The sequence below is a fragment of the Paenibacillus sp. GCM10023252 genome (assembly GCF_042653305.1).
GTDB lineage: Bacteria > Bacillota > Bacilli > Paenibacillales > Paenibacillaceae > Pristimantibacillus.
This window is the reverse complement of sequence record NZ_JBHSHW010000036.1, coordinates 1-24,366: the sequence shown is the minus strand read 5'-3', so window position 1 is coordinate 24,366 and position 24,366 is coordinate 1. Positions and strand designations below refer to the sequence as shown.

Below are 24,366 nucleotides of genomic sequence, written 5' to 3'. Positions count from 1 at the left end.
CCCTGCCCGTGCTACAATGGAAGGAACAAACGTTCCCTGCCCATGCGGCGGTTAGGAGAGACTTATGCGAAGTACGGTGCACATCGCGGTTCGTCCGCTGGTTGAATATGTATGTCGCAGTGGGAGCATCGAGTCGGGGTTCCGCACGGCAACTGCGCTGACGGAAGGGACCAAGGCCCACCAGAAGGTGCAGAAGCAATATGGCGAGCAAGACCAGAGCGAAGTATATGTGAAGGCGGAGATTCCTTATGAGGATCTCCTTTTTGTCGTGGATGGCCGATGTGATGGTCTGCTGAGAGAAGAGCAGCCTCCCGGAACACCCGAGAGCACCGACTGCATGCTCACCATTGATGAGATCAAGTCAACCTCACATCCCCTCACGCAGATGACCGAACAAGGTTACGCGGTTCACTGGGCCCAAGCTCGCTTCTATGCGTATATGGTAGCGAAGGATCAGGGGCTGGAGCGCATTCGGGTCCAGCTCACCTATGTCCGAGTCAATTCCGATGAGCAGAGAAGGTTCGCAGAGGAGTCCACTCTGGAGGAGCTGGAGGCGTTCGTCTATGGTATCCTTCGGAGTTATGCCCCTTATGCGAAGCTGCTGGCCGAGCATGAACAACGCCGCAACAACAGTATAGCGGAGCTTGCCTTCCCCTTCCCACAATACCGGGAGGGACAGCGGAAGTTCGCGGGCAGCGTGTACAAGTCCATTGAGAACGGAAGCAACCTGTTCGCGAAGGCGCCAACCGGCACAGGCAAGACTATCTCCACCACCTTCCCTTCCGTGAAGGCTATAGGATCTGGCACCCTGCAGAGATTGTTCTACCTCACAGCGAAGACAATTACCCGAACGGCAGTCGAGGAAGCTTGCCACCTCATGCAGAGTCAAGGATTGCATATGCATACAATCACCCTTACAGCGAAGGATAAGATATGCTTCAAGGAAGAGGCGATGTGCGACAAGCGAAGCTGCCAATATGCAGACGGTTATTACGACAGAGTGAATGAAGGTATGTTGGATATGTTGTCGAATGAGACGATAATGACGCGAACTGTCGTTGCAAAATATGCAAAAAAACACACACTATGTCCGTTCGAGCTCTCTCTGGACACGGCCTATGCGGCGGATGTTATTATATGCGATTACAATTACATCTTCGATCCGCGCGTCTCGCTGAAGCGGCTGTTCGGCGAGCAGCGCAAGCAGACGGCGCTTCTCATCGATGAAGCGCATAATCTGGTGGATCGAGCGCGGGAGATGTATTCCGCGACGATCCACAAGTCCGCCTTCCTCGAGCTGCAGCGCGAGATGAAGGCGAAGGAGCCAGACGTTCACCGCGCGGCGAAGGCGGTGAACGACTACTTCATCGCGCTGCGCAAGAGCGCGGAGGAAGGGCAGAGGCAGCTCGTCCGCAAGGAGCTGCCTGAGGAACTGATCACGCTGCTCGAAGCCTTCATCGCAGCGGGAGAGCGAGTGCTGGCAGGCGGCGGCCAAGGCGCCGCTGAGCAGCTTCTGCTGGATTGCTACTTCACCGCGCAGAATATGGTTCGGACCTCGAAGCTGTATGATGAGCGGTATGTGACGCTCACGGAGGTGACGCGCAGCGAAGTGCAGACGAAGCTGATGTGCCTCGACCCGGCGCATAACCTGCAGGGGATGGCGAAGGGGTTCCGCTCGCAGATCTACTTCTCGGCGACGCTGTCCCCTCTGACCTTCTACATGGAGATGCTCGGAGCTGGACCGGAAGATTATACGGTGACGATTCCATCGCCATTCCGCAAGGAGCAGCTGGATGTAGCCATTATGCCGCTGTCCACCAGATTCCATGATCGCGAGCGCTCCAAGGAGCCGCTCGTCGCCCTTATTAACAAGACGGTTGCAGAGCGTCCGGGCAACTATCTGGTGTTCTTCCCGTCCTACGCGTACATGAATGATGTGTATGAGAGCTTCGTCCTGGCCAACCGCGAAGTGGATCATATGATGCAGGGGATGGGCATGTCGGAGGAAGATCGCGAGAGCTTCCTGGAGGAGTTTCAAGCAGGCAAGGAGCGGACGCTTGTCGCATTTGCTGTGATGGGTGGGATTTTCTCCGAGGGGATAGACTTGGTTGGGGATCGGTTGAATGGGGTCATCGTCGTCGGGGTGGGGATGCCCCAGCTGGGGCCGGAGCGGGATCTCATGAAGGAGTACTACAACGAGACGGGAAGACGCGGCTTCGATTATGCCTACGTCTTCCCGGGGATGAACAAGGTGCTGCAGGCTGGAGGGCGTCTCATTCGCTCGGAGCAGGATCACGGCACGCTCATCTTGGTCGATGACCGCTATCTGCAGCCGCAGTACCAGCGTCTGCTCCCGGAGGAGTGGCAGCATTACCGCGTGTTGGTCTAGTGCCAACGACCGCCTGACGAGGTCAGGGGCTGAATGGCAATCCCTGATAGCTGTCCTGCTAACGCCCGCCTAACGAGGTCCTCCGCTAATCAGCTATCCCCGATAGCTGTCCTGCCAACGAAGCAGACGATTCTCTAGCAGCCGGACGAGGGAGTCCGACAGCTTGCCGACGGCGGCGAAGAGGATAATGCCGAGGAAGACAACTTCCGTGCGCATGAAGGAGCGGGCATCTTGAATGAGATAGCCGACCCCCGCGTCCGCTCCCATCAATTCGGCGACGACTAGGCAGAGCCATGCAATGCTGAGCGACAGCCGGAGACCGAGCAGGACGTTAGGCAGCGCGGCAGGAAGAATGAGCTTAACCACTTGCTGGTAGGGGTTGAACTCGAGGACTCGAGCGACATCGAATAGCTTCAGATCCACATTGCGGACACCGAGGAACGTATTCACGTACAGTGGGAAAAAAGCCCCCATCGAAATCAGCAGCACCTTCGACAGCTCACCGAATCCAAACCATAAAATAAAGAGCGGTGTAATGGCGAGGAGCGGAATCGTCCTCAGCATCTGCACGCTTGGATTCAGATAGTCCTCCGCGCGTCTAAACATACCGACTAGGAGCCCGATCAGCAGGCCGCTTGTGCCTCCCAGCAGGAATCCGAGTGCCGCTCGAACGACACTTATTCGCAGATGATGCAGCAGCTCGCCGGAGGAGAGCATGGAGAGGAAGGTGTCCAGTATATAGGAAGGAGGAGGGAACAACTGCGGGTTGATTCTCTCCGTGCTGCTAAGGAACTGCCACAAGGCAACAACCAAGACAGGGAGCAGAGCGCCTCGAAGGGCGCCGGCCCATGTCGCCCTCCCCTTCACCCTCGGATTCGTCTTCTTATTCGTGCCCTTCCCATTCGTCACGAGGGAAGACTCCCCGGAACGAACACTCGGCGTGGCTGCCGAATTCACTGCTTGACTCATCTACCATCACCATCCCAATTGCTAATTGTAGGGCAATCCCTTCGTATCTCGTCAGATCGTCCACTCTTCCCGGTCCGGCTCCTCATGCTCCAGCAAGCCGACCAGCTTCGCCCGAAGCTCCTGGAATGCTTGCCCCGACCTCTTGCGAGGATAAGGGAGGTCTACGGGAATGATAGCCTTCACACGGCCGGGCTTCGCATCCATGACGATGACCCTGCCCGACAGGAAGAGTGCTTCGTCAATATCGTGTGTCACGAATACCATCGTCGTCCGATTATTATGCCAGATGTCCAGCAGCGCCTCTTGCATATGATTGCGGGTGAATGCATCCAGCGCGCCGAACGGCTCATCGAGCAAGAGCACCTTAGGACTCCGCAGCAAGGCTCTCGCAATCGCCACACGCTGGGACATTCCGCCGGATAGTTGCTTCGGATAAGACTTCTCGAAGCCTTGCAGCTTCACTAGCCGGATAAGATCGTCTACACGCTTACGTACCTCAGGCTTGCCCAGCGGCTGCTCGGCTGCGATGTTCTTCTCAACCGTCAGCCAAGGGAAGAGCCGATGCTCCTGGAAGATGAACCCCTTGTCCTTGGAAGGCTTCGTAATGCGCTCTCCTCCTAAGGACAGGCTGCCCGAGTAGTCGGTATCCAGCCCTGCAATGATCTTGAGCAGGGTGCTCTTGCCGCATCCGCTTGGCCCGATCATCGTTACGAATTCTCCTGCCTTAATCTCAAGGTCAATCTCATCCAGGACGTGTGTGTCCCGCTCGACCGCATGGAATGTCTTGGACAAGCCCCGTATATCCAGCACAGCTTGGGTCATATGGCAGCTTCCTCTCTTACTTCTTCTTTTGCATAAAAAAAAGAGATCAACAAGTACAGAGTCCGCCCCTTCTCAGGGAGTCCTCCATCACTTATTGAATCTCTAGCGGTCTAGTCGATTCTGGTCCTTGCGGGTGTTATGGACGGAATCTTATCACCCTCGCCTTGCCTCTGTCAATACCTAAGTAACATTGTCGGATATAACGGGAGCTAATCGATCGGCTTAACAGACTTACCTCGTCAGAAGTCGAGGTACTGCTCCTCCCACAGGCCTTCGTTATAATCATGCTGGCGACCTTATCCAGAGGCCTCTTCATCTTGTAAGGTTAGATGAGCAGGAGCAATTGGAGGAGAGGTGTGGGAGAGATGGGGAGTGTGAAGAGCAGCAGGACGGGAAGCTTGAGGGGCACAGCGATTGCTGATCGATCGTTAAGCCGTGAAGGATTATGGTGGAAGGAAGAGAGGCTGCGGATTGTGGGTACTGCTGTTCGGGGCGGAGGTAGAGCCGGATGGCAATGTGGCGAAGGCGATCTCCTTCAATGCGGCGCTAGGAATATTCCTGCTGTCTACAGCTGCGATCCTTCCTTACTCTGGTCTCGGGAAGCGGGGTAAGGCGATCTTCCGCTGGTCCTATTGTGTGATGGCGCTATACGCTTATGGTGCAGAGACGATTCAGAACGTACGCGGAGTGAATCCGAGGTTCGTCATCGACGGTTCGGCCTTCGACAATGCGGTCGCGGCGGGCTTCGCCATCGTAGCTCTGCTGCTTGTGCTCTTCTACTTGGCTCTAGCCGTTCAGTACTTCAGGAGGAAGAGCTATGAGGGGAGGCCCGTCCTGGTACTAGGCATACGGTATGCGATGGCGGCTGTTATGCTGTCCTTCGGGGCAGGCATCTCCATCTCGATTAACGGGGGATTGTATGTTGGAGCGGAAGGGAATATTCTCTGGCTGCACGGACTTGGATTCCATGCGCTGCAGGCTCTTCCTATCTTGTCCTGGCTGGCAGAGAGGACGGCGTACCCGGCGTCTCAGCGGCAGCTGCTGCTCCATGCGGCAGGCATAGCCTACTTAGCTGCGCTTGTCATGATGGCTGTGCAGACCTACCAAGGTCATTCCGTATTCACCTGGTCACTTCTACCGCTGTTATCGGCCAGCTGCTTCCTCATTACGCTTACCGTCGGCGCCGTATTCCTCTATGATGCGCTCCGTGCAGGTGGGCTGGCTAGCAGGGAGATCTAGGCTGTGTGTCACAGAAAAAGGCTATGCGAACGCTGAAAACGGTTCAGCGTTCGCATAGCCTTCTGGTTATTCATGGGACAATCGCCGGTACCCGAGCGGTGAGATATTCATCCATCGCTTGAATTGCTTGCTGAACTGCGAGACATCCCGGTAGCCGAGCTTGCGGGCGATGACCTCTATGGATAGAGAAGAGTCCATCAGCAGCAGCTTGGCCGTCCGAATAATAAGATCCGATAGATGCTGCCTCGGAGAGATGCCGTACACCTTGCGGAACACTCGATTACAATGCGCGGAGCTGTAGCCTAGCTGCGCGGCAATCTCCTCCATGCTCACTCGTTCCTCGCGGTCGCCGTCCTGAAGAATCAGCTGCTGAAGGCGCCGTTCGATTTCTGCGGCGAGTGCGACTTCCTGCTCAGTAGCTCTTCCGAGCCCGGGTAATTTCAAGCTATGCCCCTCACTCTCAGCGGCCCATTCGGTTAATGCGGCAAGGAAGAGGAAGGTATCGCTTAGCGACTGGAGCTTATTAGGCTGCTCTTCCGGAAGGCCGTGACCGGTTGCTTGTTCTCGCTTAGCGGCATTCGCAAGCTTGGATAGTGCAATTCGAAGCTGATCAGCGGTCGGGGACTTCGCAGCGAATGGGAGCAGGAGCTGCGTCATCTCAATTAACTGTCTGCGAAGCGGCGGGTGATCGATGTCGAAGTGCAAGCAGAAGTATTCCATATCGCCAGCTCCACATGAGCCATCACTGCTGTGCGGCACACCAGGGTGCAGAAGCAGGAGATCCCCCTCTGACATGGATACAGGAACACCGTTCACCTTCATCTGCTGGCGGCCGCTCAATACCAGATTGATCTCGAACATTGGATGCCCATGCTCGGGGTAGGTCCAATAGGCATTCACTCTCCGCCAATGGGCAGCATAGATCTGGAAGCTGAGCTGAATGTCCCTCGTCATATGTCCTTCTAGACTGTTCTCTAGTCCAACTGGTGAAGTGAAGTTAATCATACGCAGCAAGGCCTCCGCTTCGTTCGTGTAACCGTTCTACTAGCAGTTATCCCATTATATCATAGGCTCTATGGGGGCGGCTGTTGAGAGGTGCGTTTTGCCCAAATAAATGCTTAATTTGACCATGTGCAAGTACGGCATTCCCGCCTAAGATGAACGTATGCCTCATAATGAAGGAGTGTTCATCTGACCTATGGCAGCTAACCAATATTTCAATGCGCATCACTCACCGATCGGCGCATTCGCAAGCTTCACCTTAGGCTTCCCGGGAGCGGGAGGAGGACTGGATCTCGAGCTGGGGCGTTCGCCGAAGCAGAATGTCTATATCGGCCTTGAGAGAGAAGACGGAACAGGCTACGATGCGCTGCCTTTCTTCAATGTGCCGGAGGAGGACGAGAGCAAGCGGTACGATGTGGAGAATCCCGATCCTTCACCGAATAAGCCGAAGATCATTCACCCGTTTGCCCGCGCTCAAGTGAAGCGAGACTTCCGCTTAGGCACGGACACATGGACGGCTGGCGACCTGACCTTCACAATCTACTCTCAGGTACGCAGTGTTCCCGACCCGGAGACGGCGTCGCCTGAGGAATTGAAGGCGGTGCTCGTGCCGGCGGTTCTAGTTGAGATTACGGTAGACAATACGAAGTCGGAGCGGGCGCGGCGAGCTTTCTACGGATACAACGGTACTGACGCTTACTCCTCCATGCGCCGTATTGACGATACGAGCGCGACGCTGCGAGGGGTTGGGCAAGGGCGTAATTATGCCATTGTCTCGGATGACCCAGGGGTAACATCGGCTCTGCACTTCTCGTTGGAGGATATATTGACGGAGCCGCTCGTAGAGAATTGGACGTTCGGTCTCGGGCATATCGGCACGTTCATTATGGACACGGAGGCGGGCGAGAGCCGCACCTATCGGTTCGCGGTCTGCTTCCATCGCAGCGGCTATGTGACGGCGGGGCTGGATGCCAGCTATTATTACAATCGGTACTTCCCGAATATTGAATCTGTTGGTGAATATGCAATGGAACAATTCGAGGAGCTGAAGAGGGCTGCAGTGGCAGGCAATGCCTTAGTGGAGGATTCCGCACTGTCCGAGGACCAGAAGTTCCAGCTTGCGCACGCGATCCGCAGTTACTACGGCTCCACAGAGTTCCTTGACTACGAGGGCAAGCCGTTCTGGGTCGTGAACGAAGGCGAGTACCGGATGATGAACACGTTCGACCTGACGGTGGACCAGCTGTTCTTCGAGCTGAAGCTTAATCCTTGGACCGTGCGCAACGAGCTTGATATGTTCGTCGATCGATTCAGCTACGAGGACACCGTCTTCTTCCCGAACGACCCTACCCCCCACCCCGGTGGAATCTCCTTCACGCATGATATGGGGGTCGCGAATACCGTCTCCCGTCCAGGCTATTCCTCCTATGAACGGTATGGCATCGATGGCTGCTTCTCGCATATGACTCATGAGCAGTTGACGAACTGGGTGCTCTGCGCGGCGGCGTATGTGGAGAAGACCGGTGATCAAGCTTGGCTCCAGTCGCGCCTTCCGGTGTTCGAGCGCTGCCTCACGAGCCTGGTCAATCGAGATCATCCGGATCCGGCCGAGCGCAATGGGGTAATGGGCCTCGACAGCTCCCGCACAATGGGTGGAGCGGAGATTACGACCTATGACTCTCTGGACGTATCTCTGGGGCAATCACGTAACAACATCTACTTGGCTGGCAAAAGCTGGGCTTCCTATCTCGCGATCGAGAAGCTATTCTCGGAGAACGGACGCGGCGAGCTGGCGCAGCTCGCTGGCGAGCAAGCGGACAAATGCGCAGCTACAATCGTCGCGCATGTAACTGAAGACGGCTATATTCCAGCCGTCATCGGGGAAGGCAACGACTCGAAGATTATCCCTGCCATCGAAGGGCTAATCTTCCCTTACTACACCGGCTGCGCGGAAGCGCTTGATGCGAATGGGCGCTTCGCCGAGTACATCGGCGCGCTGAAGACGCATCTGGCCCATGTGCTCCAGCCGGGCATCTGCCTCTTCGAGGATGGAGGATGGAAGATCTCATCCACCTCGAACAACAGCTGGCTGAGCAAGATCTACCTCAGCCAGTTCATCGCCCGCGAGCTGCTGGGCCTCGCGTGGGATGAGCAAAGCCGCAAGGCCGACGCCGCTCACGTGGCTTGGCTGACGCACGAGAAGCTGTCGATCTGGAGCTGGAGCGACCAGATCATCTCCGGCGAGATCACCGGCAGCAAGTACTACCCGCGCGGCGTCACCGCCATCCTCTGGCTGGAGGAGACCGCCTCCCGAGAGGCTGCCGCTCGCGGTAACGACGCCGCCTTGCAAGTGTAGAGGATAGAGAGAAGAGGATCAGCCCGCATGTTGAGCGGGCTGATCCTCTTTGTGGTTTAATCTTAGTATTCGGAAGCTCTATCGATGGATGATTACGAATCAACGGAGATTGGGTAGAATTTAGTTGATATTAACCGAAGAGCTTATCCCATCCCAGCTTACTTTCTTGCCCAGTGTCTCCCCAAGGAATCGAAGCGGCACGAAGGTGTTGCCTCCCTGAATGACTGGAGCTGCAAGCAGCGGCTTCGGCTTCCCATTCACATAAGCAACCTTCTGTAAGGCCGTCAGCTGGATCTCCAGCCCTTCCTTCGTTCCCGTTACCTTCCTCGTCGCTGCATCCCACTTCACGTCCAGCCCGAAGTGCTCGAACAGGGCCCTGAACGGCACGAGCACAGTCCCATTCTGCTTAATCGGAGCAACGTCCAGCGGCAAGCTGAGGTTGTCTACATACACCTGAACTTGCTTTTTGCCGAAGGCGAGCATTCCAATATCGAAGCTTGTGGAGTAGATATTTCCGTTTTTGCCTAGGGTCAGATTGACATGCTTATGCCAGAATGCATTGCGCAAGAATACGAAGAACTCCTGTCCATTGCTGTTAAGACCAATTATATTACCCGCGCCCGTTGAGAAGTAGAGATTTCCCATAGGGTCCGTCAGAAGATCGTCCAAATAACCTAACCCCTGCGTTTCAGAACCTCTTCCAATGTACTCCCAGAGGACCACTCCGTTCAGGTTGATTTTGAATAATCTGCCTTGATCGCCAATGTAGAATCCTCCCCTCCCGTCAGAGGGGACTCCTGCTGACAAGATATCTGCGTTATCGACCGTCCTAGCGAGATTAACGGTACTACCATCTTCTGTCCGCAACGCCTTAAGGCCGTCTATGGTGAGGAAGTAGATAAGACCAGTATCAGAGAAGTAAGGGTGAAAATTTGCAAATGCATGCACAAAGTCTAAACGCCCGGATCGCCATCTCTCCACTCCGTCTGAATCTACGGAAATGACCTCTCCTTCGTCGGAATTCAAGTACAAATGGCCTGACCTATCCAAGAACAGGCTGATGCTTAGTCCTTCGTCTGTAAGATCCCATGGGTCAGCGGAAGTAAATTTCGTATTCACCCAGTTTATTTTTCCCTTAGCATTAAGTGACACTAACCCATCCTCGTTGAAAAGATATAGATTGCCTCTAGCATCACCAGCAAATTGATAGTTATGAGAACTAATTAGCTCGTTGGAATCTAGCTTCCAGTTAATAGTTCCCTTAGGAGATATGGCATAAATGACGGAAGTTCCTCGCACAGTTAATTGGTCATCCGTATGTGCGTATAGTGTGCCGTCTTGTCCAAGGAATAAGTTGATAAGGGTTTCAAATCCGGGGTCAAGCTTCAGCGACCACTTCTCCTTGCCGTTCGGATAGATAGCATGAATGGTATTGTTGCTGTCTGCGCTGTATAACACACCCTGCTCATCTTGTACGAGATTCAAATCTAGATGATTGCCCTTTTTCCACTTCAGCTCATACTGGGCTGCATTCAGAATCTTCGGGAGCGGGCGCTTAGGCGGTGTCTCGGTGTAGGTTAGGTTCAGCTCCACTCCATCCTTCTCTGACAAGTATGTATTGTCCGCGGCAAGTGAATGGGTTGGCGAGAGTATGGCGGCGAGCATGAGCATGAGCATGAGCAGGAGCAGGAGCAGGAGTGAAAGCGGGAATTGGCATTTTTTCATCATATACAAGTCTCCTTATGTGAATCTTGGACATATTGCTTCTGCTGATTCTCAGATGACATGGATGTCTAACGGAACCTACAGCCGTTATTTTACCTGTATGGCAACATTTCTGAAGCTATCGGAACTAGGAGTTCTTATTTGGCTATTTCGGAGGAGAACCGGGACTTTCTTAGGCAGATAAGGGCTCTCCGTTCCGTTAGACCCTGCAAAAATGCCGATTCCATGCAAATAAGATCTGTGAGTTCCGTCCGCTAGGACCGGCTAGGTTCGGCTAAGGTCCGCTGAATGCTCCAGTCCTATTATTCGACAAAGGCCTCCGCATTCCTCCGCATTCCTACCGTTGACAAAGATTCGTCCCTGGATATATAATTCATCCCAACATATCCCATAAGCGATCATCAGAGACATGATCTCATCCTTCAGACAGCGCAGAGAGAGGGGCAACCGCTGCAAGCTCCTTCGGATCTGACGATGAAGTTACCCCTCTGTAGCTGTGGCGTGGAACCCGTCCGACTAGCTCTGTAGTGCTCGGAACGGCTGTAATCGCCTCCGCTTCATCCCCGTTAACGGATGCTATATGAGGACCCTGCAGCATAGCTCTATGCCAATGGGTCGAATTTAGGGTGGAACCACGAGTTTACAAGCACTCGTCCCTTTGCGGGATGTGTGCTTTTTTGTTCGTTCACATATAGCACTTAGGCACACCTCCCGCTTGTCTTGATGCTGATGAATCAGGAAGGTGAACAGGTATGGTTATTCAAGTGATATTGCCAGACGGAGCTAGCAGAGAGGTGCAGGCAGGAACGACATTGGAGCAGCTTGCGGGGTTCATCTCCCCGAGCCTTCGCAAGAGGGCAGTCGCAGGCAAGATAGACGGCAAGATCGTTGATCTAAGCGCATCAATCACAGAGAATGCAGCTGTGGAACTGTTAACTCAGGATTCGGCAGAAGGCTTGGAGGTGAGCCGCCACAGCGCGGCACACCTCCTGGCTCAAGCCGTGAAGCGACTGTACGGCGGAGCGGCGGTGAAGCTGGGAATCGGTCCCGTCATCGCAGACGGATTCTACTACGACATGGAGCTGGAGCGGCCTCTGACGCCGGACGATCTCGAGCAGATTGAGCAGGAGATGCTTCGCGTTGTGAAGGAGAATCTGGCGATTCAGCGGCGGGAGGTGAGCCGGGAAGAGGCTGGGAGGATTTTCGCGGAACGGGGGGAGGATCTTAAGCTCCAGCTGCTGAGGGAATTGCCGGAGGATGAGGTCATCTCACTCTATGAGCAGGGGGAGTTCGTCGACTTGTGCCGCGGGCCCCACTTGCCATCGACTGGGCGGATACAGGCGTTCAAGCTGCTGCATACGGCGGGAGCGTACTGGCGGGGCCAAGCGGACAACCAGATGCTGCAGCGGATCTATGGGACGGCATTCCCGGATAAGAAGCAGCTAGAGGAGCACTTATTCCTGCTGGAGGAGGCGAAGCGGCGGGATCATCGGAAGCTGGGAAAGGAATTGCAGCTATTCATGTTCTCAGAGGAAGCGCCGGGCATGCCGATCTATCTGCCCAACGGGATGATTGTAAGGGGTGAGCTGGAGAGCTTCGCTCGCATGCTACAGCAGGAGGAAGGCTACGATGAGGTGCGCACGCCGCTCATGATGAACCGGGGGATGTGGGAGCAGTCGGGCCACTGGGATCACTACAAGGACAACATGTACTTCACGAGTATCGATGAGACGCCATATGCGCTGAAGCCTATGAACTGCCCGGGGCATATGCTCATCTACCAGAATCAGCGCCACTCCTACAGGGAGCTGCCCATCCGGCTGGCTGAATTCGGTCAGGTGCACCGCCACGAGTTCTCAGGAGCGCTGAATGGCATGATGCGGGTGAGGACTTTCTGCCAGGATGATGCGCATCTCTTCGTTCGTCCTGATCAGATCGAGGAGGAGATTCACCGGGTGATGGCTCTGATCGACCAGATCTATGGGGTGTTCGGGTTCGAGTACCGTATCGAGCTGTCGACTCGGCCGGAGAAGTCTCTAGGGTCTGATGAGCTGTGGGGCAGGGCGGAGTCTGCGCTGCGTAATGTCCTAGATAGCCGTGGGGTAACTTACCGCTTGAACGCGGGTGATGGGGCTTTCTACGGACCGAAGATCGACTTCCACATTCAAGACGCCCTGAAGCGAAGCTGGCAGTGCGGAACGATTCAACTGGACTTCCAGATGCCGGAGAAGTTCGAGTTGTCTTATATTGGGGAGGATAATCAGAAGCATCGGCCAGTGGTTATCCACCGTGCGGTATACGGCTCCATCGACCGGTTCATCGGAATCTTGACGGAGCATTACAGCGGGCAGTTCCCGGCATGGCTGGCGCCCGTACAGGTTATCGTGCTGCCCGTATCAACAAGCCAGGCGGATTATGCGGCTGAGGTGCGCAGGAGGCTGAAGGAGCAGGGCATTCGGGTGAAGGTGGATGAGCGTGAGGAGAAGCTGGGCTATCGGATCCGTGAGGCTCAGCTGTCCAAGGTGCCTTATATGCTCGTGCTAGGTGAGCAGGAAGCGGGAAGTGGAACGGTCTCCGTTCGGAGGCGCGGAGTTGGGAATCTTGGCGTGCAGGAGTTGGGGGCGTTCGCGGAGCGGGTAGCCCGTGAGATTCGGAGCAAGGCGGCGGAGTAGAATATATTAATGTAACACTGGGACGACTATATGCTATATTTATAGCAGGGACTATAAGCGGTGGAGTGACCACGGCGCAGCCTTCCGAGAGGAGGTGATGCCATGGTCGCACTTGTGGCGCTACTGGATATCCTTAAGTGGATTGCTACCATTCTAAGCCTTGCGCTTAGTATACGGAAGCTCTATCGATGGATGAGACGGCAGCTGAACAAGCGAAAAACCCACCGCCTAAGGTAGAGGCCTAACGGTGGGTTTCGCTTTAGGTAACACTTAGCGCGCCGTGGGTGTCCACAGCCTTTTGTCCTCAGAGTCTTTGCCGTTGGAGCGGCAAAGGCTCTTTTTCAAGTCTACGCTAGTTGGAAGTTCTTCATACTCGTATACTACCACTTGCAAGGCTATGAATCAACGGTCAGATGCGGCTCCGACATAGGGAGATACAGCTCGAATCTGGTCCCCTTACCCACCTCGCTGGCTACATCGATCCAGCCGCCATGCAGCATAACATTCTGCTTCGCGATAGCAAGGCCGAGGCCCGTTCCGCCGCTGAGTCGCGTCCGTGAGGAGTCGGCGCGATAGAAGCGGTCGAAGATGAGAGGCAGCTCTTCCGGCGGAATTCCCGCACCATTGTCCTCTATTGTAATACGAGCATAGGCGCCCGCTCGACCGCTAGGATGCATCACTTGGTCACACAGAACAATAACCTTGCCACCGCTGCTTGTGTAGTGAATCGCATTGGTCACTATATTATAGATAGCTTGAAGGATACGAGTCTTCTCTACAGCCGCATAGAGCTGTTCCACGCCTTCCCGTTCCATCACAATCTCCTTATCCTCTGCCAGGAACAAGGTCTTGTCCACGACGCTGTCCACCAGTTGAACGACATTCACAGTCGACGCTCGAAGCTCCTCATGCCCCGCCTCCATCCTCGACAAGTCGAGCACATCATGTACCAAGCGGGACAGCCGCAGCACTTCATCTAACAGGGACGCCTGCTTCTCCCGAGTAAGGGCAGTATCCATCTCCTGTGCAAGCTCCAGCTCCCCTTGCATAATCATAAGCGGCGTCTTCAGCTCATGCGCCACATCGGAGAACAGCTGCTTACGCGAGCGCTCCAGAGCTGACATGCTCTCATTCATTGACCGCAGCGCGCGAGCAATCTCTCCGAACTCATCCTTCCTCCTCACAGGGAGGATTGTCTCAGGCATTCCAGTAGACATGTGAGCAATGCCCTTCATAATCTTGCGAATCGGCACTGACATCCGCCAGGATAGAATTAGAATCGTGATGAAGGAGGCTATACAGGTGAAAAAAAGCGACGCACGAGCAACAATAGGGAGCCTATCGACCCACATGCGCTTGAAGTCATACGTCTTGAACTGTCGTTCGTCCATGACGTAGAGCCGGCCAATCTTGCGCCCATCCGCCTCAAGCATCAGCGGGAAGCCGTCGTTGCGCAAGCTGCTCAGGCTCAAGCTGCCTTGCTTGTAGAGGGTCGCGCCGTCTGCCACCAAGGCAATCTCCACGAAGGCTCCGCTGGACGTGAAGCGTTCCCTATCGACCCCCTCCCAAGAGCGATGCTCCCCGTAGTACGCCTCGAACTCTTCCTCCAAGGAGTTGAACACCTCCCTGTTCTCGAAGTAAGCCACATCACGCGCGAGGTAGAACTGCACGAAGGTTACAAAAAAGAAGAAGAACAAAACTCCAATCACTAAAAGTCCCATGGAAAGGAAAAGCTTGGTTCGAATTCTCATGATCCGCCGCTCCCGAATCGATATCCAAATCCGTATACGGTCTGGATATAGGCTGCATTCGAGCTGTCGTCTTCAAGCTTGCGGCGAAGCTTGCTAATATGGGCATCCACCGTCCGCTCGTCCACGATAAATTCTTCCTCGAACGCATGCTGCAGCAGCTGCATCCGGCTGTACACCCGCCCTGGCTTGGAGGCTAGAAGATGCAGCAGCTTGTACTCCGTCGGAGTCAGGCGCAGCTCCTGATTCCCCTTGAACACTTGCAGGCTGTCCTCGTGGATGGTCAGCTCACCGCGTCTCATCACAGGGTCCGTACCACTTCGATCCTCTCTATTCATACGCCGGAGCAGAGAGCGGATCCGTGCCGACAGCTCTCTTAAGGAGAAGGGCTTCGTCAAATAATCGTCCGCCCCCATCTCGAGACCGATGATCTTGTCTGTCTCCTCATCCTTGGCCGTAACAAGGATGATACCAGGCTGTCCGAGCTCTCGAATACGGCGGCAAGCATCGATGCCGTTCATGAGCGGAAGCATCCAGTCGAGGATGACGATATCCGGAACATGCTCTATATATAGCTTCACTGCAGCCGCGCCGTCCGCTGCTGTAATCACTTCATACCCTTCGTTCCGCAGGAAGCTGTCCATGAGAGACAATATTTTTTCCTCATCCTCCACGACTAATAGCTTGATTCCCATCTGCGGAAGCCTCTCTTTCTTCGTGTTCTTTTTCTACCCATTATATAGGATTCTTGCCGGCACGCGTAATCTCTCACAACCTCTGCATCACTTCATCACAAGATCGCAACATTCTGGTGATAGCCTATGTTCATCACGATGAATGAGGAGGAATTGTTATGAAGTTCAGACTGCCGCTAAGAGGGAAGCAGCTGCTTATAACCATACATGTGCTGGCCGTCGTATGTTGGCTCGGAGGTGCTCTTGTCATGCTGCTGTTGGGCAGCTATATGCTGAAGTCAAGTAATGGAGAACAGCTCTATTACACCCTTGCTAATATGCATCTCGTGGACATGGTGATGATTAGGTATACTGCGCTTGCAGCCTTCCTGACAGGGCTAGCTCTGTCGGTGTGGACGAATTGGGGACTGTTCACTTATTACTGGATAGTTATTAAGCTCGTCCTGACTCTGTCCTTGATCGTATTCGGAATTGGGTGGATGGGGGACTGGCTGTCTGCTGTGATAAGTATGGGAGATGCCGAGCGTATGCACGCGCTAAGCAACCCAAGCTTCTTAAGCACGAGTCATGCTCTGCTTGGCGGGGCTATTGCGAATATCGCCGGACTTGTGTTCATGACGGCGATCTCTTACTTCAAGCCCTTCGGACGCATTCGCAAGACAGCACGGAAGGGGTAGATCAGACATGATAGAGACAATAGTCAGTGTATTGTGTGCTATAACGATGACCCTGCTTGCGGCTGCTGCAAGCGTGCTGGTCACGGGATTGTCAGAGCGGAGAACGAACCGAGGCCTTGCGCTGTCAAGAGGGGCGGCGCTTGGACTGTGCTGGAGCGGTGCTGCGATTCTGCTCGTGTGGTGCGGGTTCGTCGCCCAGCAGTGGATCAGCGGCGGTTGGCTCATGGTGGAGGGTACGGTGATAATAATGGTGCCACTCCTGCTAGTCGGCTATATGCCAGTCTTGATCTACACGCTGCCGAGATTGGCACGGGTGAGTGCGGATAGAGAAGCGGGCAAGGAGGCTGTATCCTTGGATATCTCCCGTCAGGCTGCAGATCCAGGGCTCGTCATACCTGTATATGGGTCGGCTGCAGCGTCGGTGGTTCATTTGCAGACCGTTATTTTCGACCAGCCGGTTCTTCCTGATCTGACGGATCTGCTGCTGAAGCTGCTCGTGCTCCTTATTCTGGTGCTTGCTCCTGGATATTATTCGGTTCGGAGATATAGAGCGTTACTGAGACGCCCGCTGCCTAGGCCGAAGCTGTGGAAGCGAGCTGTGAGGATTGCAGGTGTTACCGCTGCGGCGGTCGTCGTTAGCCTTGCCGTTATGGTTACCTCGCTGTTCCTCGCTGCTCAATCATCTAAGCTGCCTGAAGCTTCCGATATGATGAATCATCAGGCGATGGACGAAGGCGGCGGAACACCGACGATGATGTCGAGCAAGGGACGGTATGGCGCGCATGCCAACGGGCATGCCAATCATACCGCCGGTCAGAACCAGAATCAACAAGCATCAATGGTGGAGGTGGCGGATCTGACGGGAGATCTCTCTGCTCCTGCAACAAGCTCGTTCGAGCTAGTCGCCATGAAGAAGGAGGTTACTCTAGCTTCAGGAGCTATGGTGGACAGCTGGACGTATAACGGGGAGATTGCACCCGAGCTGCGCGTGCAGCAGGGAGAGATGGTGGAAGTGAAGCTGGTGAATAAGGATATCGACTCAGGCGTCACCATCCATTGGCATGGCTACAATGTGCCGAATGCGATGGATGGCGTGCCGGGAATGACACAGAATGTTGTGCTGCCGGGGCAATCCTTCACCTACAAGTTCCATGCGAAGCAGGCAGGAACGTATTGGTTCCATTCGCATCAGCAAGCCTCAGACCAAGTGGAGAGAGGGCTGTTCGGAACGCTTACTGTGGAGCCTGAGGCGGAGGAGGCATTCGATGAGGATATAACGGTCATGAATCATAGATGGTCCACACGGGATGGAGGGGGGCGGACTGCATTCGGCTATGAAGATGAGGTGCAGCTGCGTAAGGTTCAGCCAGGCTCGAGGGTAAGGCTAAGAGTGATCAATACGGATAACAGCTCTGAGCATTATGTGCTGCAAGGGGTGCCGTATCAGGTAACAAGTATCGACGGTGTGTCCATTAAGAGCCCGGGGATGCTGGAGGAGCGAACGGCAATTCGGGTGGCTTCGGGCGGGAGATATGAGGTTGTTTTTGTAATGCCGGATCATCCTGTAGGGTTCAAGATGGGGGCTGCTGATGCGGCGGACAAGCCTGGCATCGTATTCTACACTGGAGAGGTGCCTGCCGACTTAGGATTCGAGCCAGGGCTCCATGAGTTCGACCCTTCGGATTATGGCGATCCCCTCGAGAGTGAACTGACCGCGGAGGGGATGAAGTTCGACCGAGACTTCACGATGATTATGGGCAATCGGATGGGGTTCTATAACGGGATCCTCTACTTCCTCTGGACGGTGAACGGCGAGGTTCACCCTCGCACACCGACATTCGTCGTGAAGGAAGGTGAACGGGTTCGTACAACCTTCGTGAACCGGAGCTTGGCAGAGCATCCGATGCATCTGCACGGGCATCATATGACGGTGCTGAGTAAGGATGGGAAGCGGGTCAAGACGCCATGGGTGACGGACACGCTGAACGTACAGCCAGGAGAGCGGTATGAAGTCGCCTTCGTCGCGGACAATCCCGGCATGTGGATGGACCACTGCCACAATCTTCACCATGCCGCCACGGGCATGGTGCTGCACTTGATGTACGACCACGTCATGCCATCCTATGAGGTAGGGACGCGATCAGGGAATCTGCCGGATTAATACCCGCTGCCCGGCCGTTCCTATCAAGCTCGGGTAGCCGATAAGCCCACGGAACAGGCCTTGCTCCAGTTGTCTGGTTGCGGTGCGTTCGGATTCTTCCTCCACATTCCTCTTCATAAGCATAATCTCCTTTCTGAAGGTGTAATCAATATAGAGGGACAGACGCCATCAGCTTGTTCTTCTTATTGTTCTTTTTTTGTACATGTATATGGCAGTAAGAAGGGCAAGGGCAGCTACACCGATTAACCACGCAGAATCATAACCGAGTGCACGGTCCACGGTTTGATCCCCGACAGAGGCTCCACCGGTATGGATTGCACCTTTGGAATTCTTAGGAGAGGCGGATCGTTCATCGTTTAATTGTTTTACTTTCTTATTGAATTCGTCAATGGATATTAGTTTGTGTTTTTGCATATTTAGAGACAGATGGTCCCTCAATGGAAGGACAACAGGTTCACCTGTTGTTAATTCCGTTTCAAGTGCATATAGACCATAGGCTTGATCATAGATTAATCTTGCTTGATTCATTTCTGTGAGGTTTTTTTTGGCATATTCCAGATCTCGTGTAAGTGTATCGTTGTTTTTAATGTTGAAAATTTGCCATTTACCGTCTGATTGTTCTGTAAAAACAACCCCGACCTGTCTACCAGAAGCTAGTATAGGGAAGACATATCCACTGAATTGTAGAGACTCTTCCTGAACTACCGTCCAGTAAGGAATTCCTTCACCTAGTTCCTGAGCAGATTCATGTTGGTGCATCCCGAAATTTTTCTTATCGACCTCTAGCGAACCTCTAGATCCATCAAACTCTGCCTCAATAACAGCTCTGACAGCAGGGTCAGCTACTTCAGTAATGTTTTTTGGGGTAACAGCAGCATGTGTAATGCCAGGTAGGACGAGACATACAGCCAAGTATGTTATCACTGCTAATGTTGTTAGCTTCACCAGAACACCTCCATATACTAGACCTAGACGTTAATATATTGGAAATAGTTGCTACCCGCCCACTCACCGCCCATCCCGCCTTCACCAAAAAAATACGCGATACCCCGTTGACAGGATTTTCAAAGCCGTGGTAAAGTTGCGAAAGAAATTATTCGAGAGGAGGATTACGTTAATGCGTAACGGTGCGAACCACACAATTGTATTTAGGAGTCAATTGAATACCGAAGCGTTAGACGTAATCCATCCGCGCGTTCAATAACTGACTGGGTAAGACTTGAGTCGGGAGGCGCATGGTTACGTTCGCGTAATCGTGCGCCTTTTGCGACTCTAGGGAAGGCTTGCCGGCAGATGCTAGATCAGAGCAGCGCGCTCTGGCTCAGTCTGCAGGCTAAGCCGCATTCTCAGATGACTCGGAAGAAGCGTATCGCATTAGGCGGTGCGCTTTTTGTGTTGTATGGATTAGCGGATGGGTTACGCAAGCTAAATATTAGGATTCTTGCAAGGAAAGTAGGTTGATCTCATGTTCGTTGTACTTAAAAAATTAAGCTGGTTCTTCAAGATGAACTGGAAGCGGTATGCCGTGGCGGTCACGCTGCTCACACTGACAGGCTTCATCGACGTCATTCCGCCATGGCTGCTCGGCTACACCATTGACGGCATCCACCAAGGTCTCCTGACGGATGCCAAGTTCTATTGGATCGTAGCCGCGTGGATCACGCTGACCGTGGTCGGCTATGCCATTACTTATGTGTGGCATTATCAATTATTCGGAGGAGCCTTCGTCTTAGAGAAGCTGATGCGATCCAGATTAATGCGTCACTTCCTGAAGATGACGCCTACCTTCTACGAGCGTAATCGGACCGGCGATCTCATGGCCCGCTCAACGAACGACCTCGGTGCGGTCTCGCAGACGGCGGGCTTCGGGATCCTGACGCTCGTCGACTCAACGCTGTTCATGATTACGATCCTCGCTGTGATGATCGTTCTGATCTCATTCAAGCTGACGCTTGCGGCCATGCTGCCGCTGCCGTTCATGGCGCTTGCGCTTAAGTACTTCGGCGCGAAGATTCACGAGCGGTTCATGGACGCGCAGGACAGCTTCGGCGAGCTGAATGACCAAGTGCTGGAGAGCGTGTCGGGCGTTCGCGTCATTCGTGCCTTCGTGCAGGAGGAAGCGGATGAAGCGAGATTCCAGAGCAAGACCGCAGAGGTGGTGGGCAAAAACATCGCCGTAGCCCGCATCGATGCGCTCTTCGAGCCCACGATGAAGGTGCTTGTCGGGATGAGCTACCTCATCGGCCTCTGCTACGGCGGCTATCTGGTGTTCCATAACGAGATTACGCTCGGCGAGCTGGTGTCGTTTAATATTTTCCTAGGGATGCTCATCTGGCCGATGTTCGCGATTGGGGAACTCATTAACATCATGCAGCGGGGTAATGCTTCGCTTGATCGGGTCAGCGAGACGCTGAACTACAAGCAGGATGTTCCGGAGACCGAGCAGCCTGTGGCCGTCACAGAGCCGGATGCGATTACCTTCTCTCAGTCGACCTTCAGCTATCCTACCTCAACGACGGATAACCTGAAGGATGTGACATTCGAGCTGAAGCAGGGACAGACGCTCGGCATCGTCGGCCGCACAGGAAGCGGCAAGACGACGCTGCTGAAGCAGCTGCTCAGAGAATATCCGCTTGGGGCCGGGGATATCAAGGTGTCCGATGTGACGCTGGATCAGCTTGCGACGGATCAATTGCTTGGCTGGATCGGCTATGTGCCGCAGAATCCGATCTTATTCTCCAGGAGCATCCGAGAGAATATCTTGTTCGGGAAGAAGGATGGCTCGCCGGAGGATCTCCAGCGCGCGCTGGAGAGGGCTTCCTTCGCCAAGGACATCCGATTCCTGCCAGATGGCCTCGATACGATGGTGGGCGAGAAGGGTGTCGCCCTCTCAGGCGGCCAGAAGCAGCGGGTCAGCATCGCACGGGCACTCATCGGCGATCCGGAGATTCTGATGCTGGATGATGCTTTATCTGCAGTAGATGCGAAGACCGAGGCTGAGATTATTGACGGCATCCGCACGGAGCGGGCTGGCAAGACCACATTCATTACAACCCATAGATTATCAGCCGTGCAGCATGCGGATTGGATTCTGGTCCTTGATGAGGGCCGGATCGTGCAGGAAGGCACCCATGAGCAGCTGCTGCAGCAAGAGGGCTGGTACAAGGAACAATACGACCGTCAGCAGCTCGAACAATTAGTCGAGACGACGACGGGTTAAGGAAGGGGACACGGGCCCAATGACGAATCACAGCAAGAGATTATGGCGATATGCTTGGCTATATAAGAAACCGATCATCCTGGCGTTAATTCTGCTCATTCTCGCTGTATCAGCGGAGCTGGCAGGACCGTTCATTGCGAAGCGGATGATTGACCAGAACATTCTGGGTATTGAGAAAAAGTGGCATCAGGTTGAGGGCAAGCAGCCTTATGCGGTGGAATATGAAGGCGCTTGGTATAAGCGCGAGGACCACTTCGCAGCTGGCGAGGAGAAGGGCAAGGAGGTGCGCGTGCTGCAAGCAGGGCGTACGTTCTACTGGCTGGACGGCAAGCTTGCCTTCGACAAGGGCGTGCGGCGTGTCGTGGATGGACAGCTGACGATCACGAGCGCGGATAAGACGCAGACGGCAACGTACCCAGTCGTGAAGCTGGACTCGAAGCAGCTGTACCAATTCTACAAGCCGGAATTCGGCGGGCTGCTGAGAATGGCGTTCTTCTACCTGGGGCTATTATTGGTAGGAGCCGTGTTCACGTATGGTCAACGGCTGCTCCTGCAGACGTCGGCTAACCGAATTGTGCAGAAGATGCGTAACGACGTCTTCGCGCACATCCAGCGGCTGCCGGTCAATTACTTCGACAACCTGTCTGCGGGGCAGGTGGTGTCGCGGGTGACGAATGATACGGAGTCGATTCGTGAGCTGTATGTGAATGTTTTGGCTAATTTTTTCACCGCGATTGTGTATATGACGGCTATCTACGGGGCGTTGTTCCTGCTGGATACTCGTCTGGCGCTGATCGCGCTGCCGCTTGTGCCGATTCTGATCGTGTGGATTCAGGTATACCGCCGCTTCGCGGCTCGCTACAACCGTGTCATTCGCGCGAAGCTGAGTGAGATTAACGGGATGATTAACGAATCCATCGGCGGGATGGCGATCATTCAGGCGTTCCGCCGGCAGAAGGAGACGATGAAGGAATTCGAGGAGCTGAACGAGACGTATTATACGTATCAGAACAAGCTGCTCAGCCTGAATTCGATTACGTCGCATAACCTGGTTAACGTCATCCGGAATGTGATCTTCCTCATCGTGCTGTGGATGTTCTTCGGCAACTCGCTTGGTGAAGCAGTATCGGTGGGCGTGCTGTATGCATTCGTCGATTATATGAACAGGATGTTCCAGCCGATCGTCGGTATCGTGAACCAGCTGTCCAATCTCGAGACGGCGCGGGTGTCTGCGGAGCGGATCTTCACGCTGATGGATCAGGAGGGAATCGATGTGGTGCCAGGCAAGCTTGAGCGCTACAAGGGTGAGGTGAAGTTCGAGGGCGTCTCGTTCGCCTACAAGGGCGATGATTATGTGCTTCGCGACATCTCGCTTACGGCGCGCCAAGGGGAGACGGTCGCTCTGGTCGGTCATACCGGCTCTGGCAAAAGCTCCATCTTGAACCTGCTCTTCCGGTTCTATGATACGCAGGAGGGACGGATCTCCATCGACGGACGCGATGTGAGAGAGCTGCCGAAGCAGCTGCTTCGGCAGCATATGGGCATTGTGCTGCAGGATCCGTTCCTGTTCACGGGCACCATTGCTTCGAACATCTCGCTGGATAATCCAGCGATTAGCCGCGAGCGGGTCGAGCAGGCGCTGCGTGATGTGGGCGCCTACGAGATGTTCAGCGCGCTGCCGGGCGGCATCGACGCGCCGGTCATTGAGAAGGGCAGCACGCTGTCGGCTGGTCAGCGTCAGCTGATCTCCTTCGCCCGGGCGCTCGCCTATGACCCGGCGATATTAATCCTCGATGAAGCGACCGCCAGCATCGATACGGAGACTGAGGCAATCATCCAGGGGGCGCTGGATGTGCTGAAGAAGGGACGCACGACGTTCGTCATCGCGCACCGCCTCTCCACGATCCGCAGCGCGGATCAGATTCTCGTGCTCGACCGCGGCCGCATCGTCGAGCGCGGCAGCCACGATGAGCTCATGGCGCTGCGCGGCAAGTACTTCGGCATGTATGAGCTGCAGCAGGCGGGCTAGAGCCGCTGACAGGCGAGTGAACTATTATATGTGTCGCCACTTTGTGGCACTCGAAGCACCGGATGATTGATCCATCATCCGGTGCTTTTATGTTTTTATCGGCGGAATGATTAGATGAGATGTCCATGAGTCGGTGCTGGAGGGAGGGGGAGGATGAGGGGGAGAGAGGGCAGCGCGGTTCTGGCGTAGCGGCCTGTCTTCCTGTCTGGCTGTCTACCTATTTGTCTCCTTTTGCTCACTATCCCCTTCGTTCAGGAAGAACAGGGACAGGATCAGGACTAGAATCACAATCAGGTGATGGCAGCTATTCTCTTCTCTATACGATAGGCGCTTTTGAACGCGATAGCCACTAATCCTGAGCGAAGGGGATAGTGGGGCAAAGGAGTGAGAAAGCGCACCCGCTCGCTTCTGCAAAGCAGTAGCGGTTAATCGCAACGGAACTGAGCGCTCTTATTTCAATGAATGTGGCGATGTTCCAATTGGTTACGGAACTCAGCGACGCTATTCGCCTCCATCCACCATATATTAACGCTGAATAGCAGTAATAACGTCCCTCAGTTCCGCAAGACCTCAGAATATGCTTATTTTCCACCCCATAACGTCGCTCAGTTCCGTCCCTCGTATTTAAGGGGCTTTCTCACGAATGCTCACTCATTCGCAGG

The 24,366-nt window shown here is 54.4% G+C and carries 17 protein-coding genes; 8 read left to right on the top strand and 9 right to left on the bottom strand.

Going from position 1 to position 24,366, the window contains the following annotated elements; translation table 11 throughout:
- Positions 1 to 64 precede the first annotated feature (64 nt).
- Positions 65 to 2,389: an ATP-dependent DNA helicase gene (locus ACFO9Q_RS19950; protein WP_379185332.1), complete on the top strand. Its 2,325-nt coding sequence runs from the start codon at positions 65 to 67 to the stop codon at positions 2,387 to 2,389.
- 93 nt (positions 2,390 to 2,482) lie between these two features.
- On the opposite strand, the gene ACFO9Q_RS19945 is transcribed toward ACFO9Q_RS19950, so the two are convergent.
- Positions 2,483 to 3,358, bottom strand: coding sequence for an ABC transporter permease (locus ACFO9Q_RS19945; protein ID WP_379185331.1), 876 nt, complete (start codon positions 3,356 to 3,358; stop codon positions 2,483 to 2,485).
- A 51-nt stretch (positions 3,359 to 3,409) separates the two neighbouring features.
- Positions 3,410 to 4,180, bottom strand: coding sequence for an ABC transporter ATP-binding protein (locus tag ACFO9Q_RS19940; protein ID WP_379185330.1), 771 nt, complete (start codon positions 4,178 to 4,180; stop codon positions 3,410 to 3,412).
- A 471-nt stretch (positions 4,181 to 4,651) separates the two neighbouring features.
- Between ACFO9Q_RS19940 and ACFO9Q_RS19935 the strand changes: the two genes are divergently transcribed.
- Entirely contained in the window at positions 4,652 to 5,419 is a 768-nt protein-coding gene (locus ACFO9Q_RS19935; protein WP_379185329.1) for a hypothetical protein, read from the top strand.
- A gap of 66 nt (positions 5,420 to 5,485) precedes the next feature.
- Here the strand turns inward: ACFO9Q_RS19935 and ACFO9Q_RS19930 are convergent, their stop codons facing one another.
- Positions 5,486 to 6,424 (bottom strand): AraC family transcriptional regulator, encoded by a 939-nt coding sequence (locus tag ACFO9Q_RS19930; protein WP_379185328.1) that lies wholly within the window; start codon positions 6,422 to 6,424, stop codon positions 5,486 to 5,488.
- Positions 6,425 to 6,617: 193 nt separating this feature from the next.
- Here ACFO9Q_RS19930 and ACFO9Q_RS19925 point away from each other — a divergent pair, with 193 nt between their 5' ends.
- Positions 6,618 to 8,777: a glycoside hydrolase family 52 protein gene (locus ACFO9Q_RS19925; RefSeq protein ID WP_379185327.1), complete on the top strand. Its 2,160-nt coding sequence runs from the start codon at positions 6,618 to 6,620 to the stop codon at positions 8,775 to 8,777.
- Positions 8,778 to 8,897: 120 nt separating this feature from the next.
- On the opposite strand, the gene ACFO9Q_RS19920 is transcribed toward ACFO9Q_RS19925, so the two are convergent.
- Both ACFO9Q_RS19920 and ACFO9Q_RS19915 read right to left on the bottom strand, forming a co-directional pair.
- Positions 8,898 to 10,505, bottom strand: coding sequence for a stalk domain-containing protein (locus ACFO9Q_RS19920; RefSeq protein ID WP_379185326.1), 1,608 nt, complete (start codon positions 10,503 to 10,505; stop codon positions 8,898 to 8,900).
- A 412-nt stretch (positions 10,506 to 10,917) separates the two neighbouring features.
- Complete coding sequence (locus tag ACFO9Q_RS19915) at positions 10,918 to 11,100, bottom strand: hypothetical protein (RefSeq protein WP_379185325.1); 183 nt, start codon at positions 11,098 to 11,100, stop codon at positions 10,918 to 10,920.
- A 154-nt stretch (positions 11,101 to 11,254) separates the two neighbouring features.
- Here ACFO9Q_RS19915 and thrS point away from each other — a divergent pair, with 154 nt between their 5' ends.
- Positions 11,255 to 13,174, top strand: a complete 1,920-nt coding sequence (gene thrS, locus ACFO9Q_RS19910; RefSeq protein ID WP_379185324.1) for a threonine--tRNA ligase — start codon at positions 11,255 to 11,257, stop codon at positions 13,172 to 13,174.
- Between the two features lie 395 nt (positions 13,175 to 13,569).
- Here the strand turns inward: thrS and ACFO9Q_RS19905 are convergent, their stop codons facing one another.
- Both ACFO9Q_RS19905 and ACFO9Q_RS19900 read right to left on the bottom strand, forming a co-directional pair.
- Entirely contained in the window at positions 13,570 to 14,925 is a 1,356-nt protein-coding gene (locus ACFO9Q_RS19905; RefSeq protein ID WP_379185323.1) for a sensor histidine kinase, read from the bottom strand.
- Positions 14,922 to 15,617: a response regulator gene (locus ACFO9Q_RS19900; RefSeq protein ID WP_379185322.1), complete on the bottom strand. Its 696-nt coding sequence runs from the start codon at positions 15,615 to 15,617 to the stop codon at positions 14,922 to 14,924. The genes ACFO9Q_RS19905 and ACFO9Q_RS19900 overlap by 4 nt, the downstream gene beginning before the upstream one ends.
- 158 nt (positions 15,618 to 15,775) lie before the next feature.
- Here ACFO9Q_RS19900 and ACFO9Q_RS19895 point away from each other — a divergent pair, with 158 nt between their 5' ends.
- Complete coding sequence (locus ACFO9Q_RS19895; RefSeq protein ID WP_379185321.1) at positions 15,776 to 16,294, top strand: hypothetical protein; 519 nt, start codon at positions 15,776 to 15,778, stop codon at positions 16,292 to 16,294.
- Between the two features lie 7 nt (positions 16,295 to 16,301).
- Positions 16,302 to 18,455 carry a multicopper oxidase family protein gene (locus ACFO9Q_RS19890; protein ID WP_379185320.1) on the top strand — a complete coding sequence of 718 codons (2,154 nt, stop codon included), beginning with the start codon at positions 16,302 to 16,304 and terminating at the stop codon, positions 18,453 to 18,455.
- Here ACFO9Q_RS19890 and ACFO9Q_RS19885 read toward each other — a convergent pair.
- Both ACFO9Q_RS19885 and ACFO9Q_RS19880 read right to left on the bottom strand, forming a co-directional pair.
- Positions 18,435 to 18,572, bottom strand: coding sequence for a hypothetical protein (locus tag ACFO9Q_RS19885; RefSeq protein ID WP_379185319.1), 138 nt, complete (start codon positions 18,570 to 18,572; stop codon positions 18,435 to 18,437). The genes ACFO9Q_RS19890 and ACFO9Q_RS19885 overlap by 21 nt on opposite strands.
- Positions 18,573 to 18,623: 51 nt before the next feature.
- Positions 18,624 to 19,400: a hypothetical protein gene (locus tag ACFO9Q_RS19880; protein ID WP_379185318.1), complete on the bottom strand. Its 777-nt coding sequence runs from the start codon at positions 19,398 to 19,400 to the stop codon at positions 18,624 to 18,626.
- A gap of 520 nt (positions 19,401 to 19,920) precedes the next feature.
- Between ACFO9Q_RS19880 and ACFO9Q_RS19875 the strand changes: the two genes are divergently transcribed.
- Together ACFO9Q_RS19875 and ACFO9Q_RS19870 are read left to right on the top strand one after the other, a co-directional pair.
- Complete coding sequence (locus ACFO9Q_RS19875; RefSeq protein ID WP_379185317.1) at positions 19,921 to 21,675, top strand: ABC transporter ATP-binding protein; 1,755 nt, start codon at positions 19,921 to 19,923, stop codon at positions 21,673 to 21,675.
- 19 nt (positions 21,676 to 21,694) lie between these two features.
- Positions 21,695 to 23,704, top strand: a complete 2,010-nt coding sequence (locus ACFO9Q_RS19870) for an ABC transporter ATP-binding protein (protein ID WP_379185316.1) — start codon at positions 21,695 to 21,697, stop codon at positions 23,702 to 23,704.
- Positions 23,705 to 24,366: the final 662 nt, after the last annotated feature.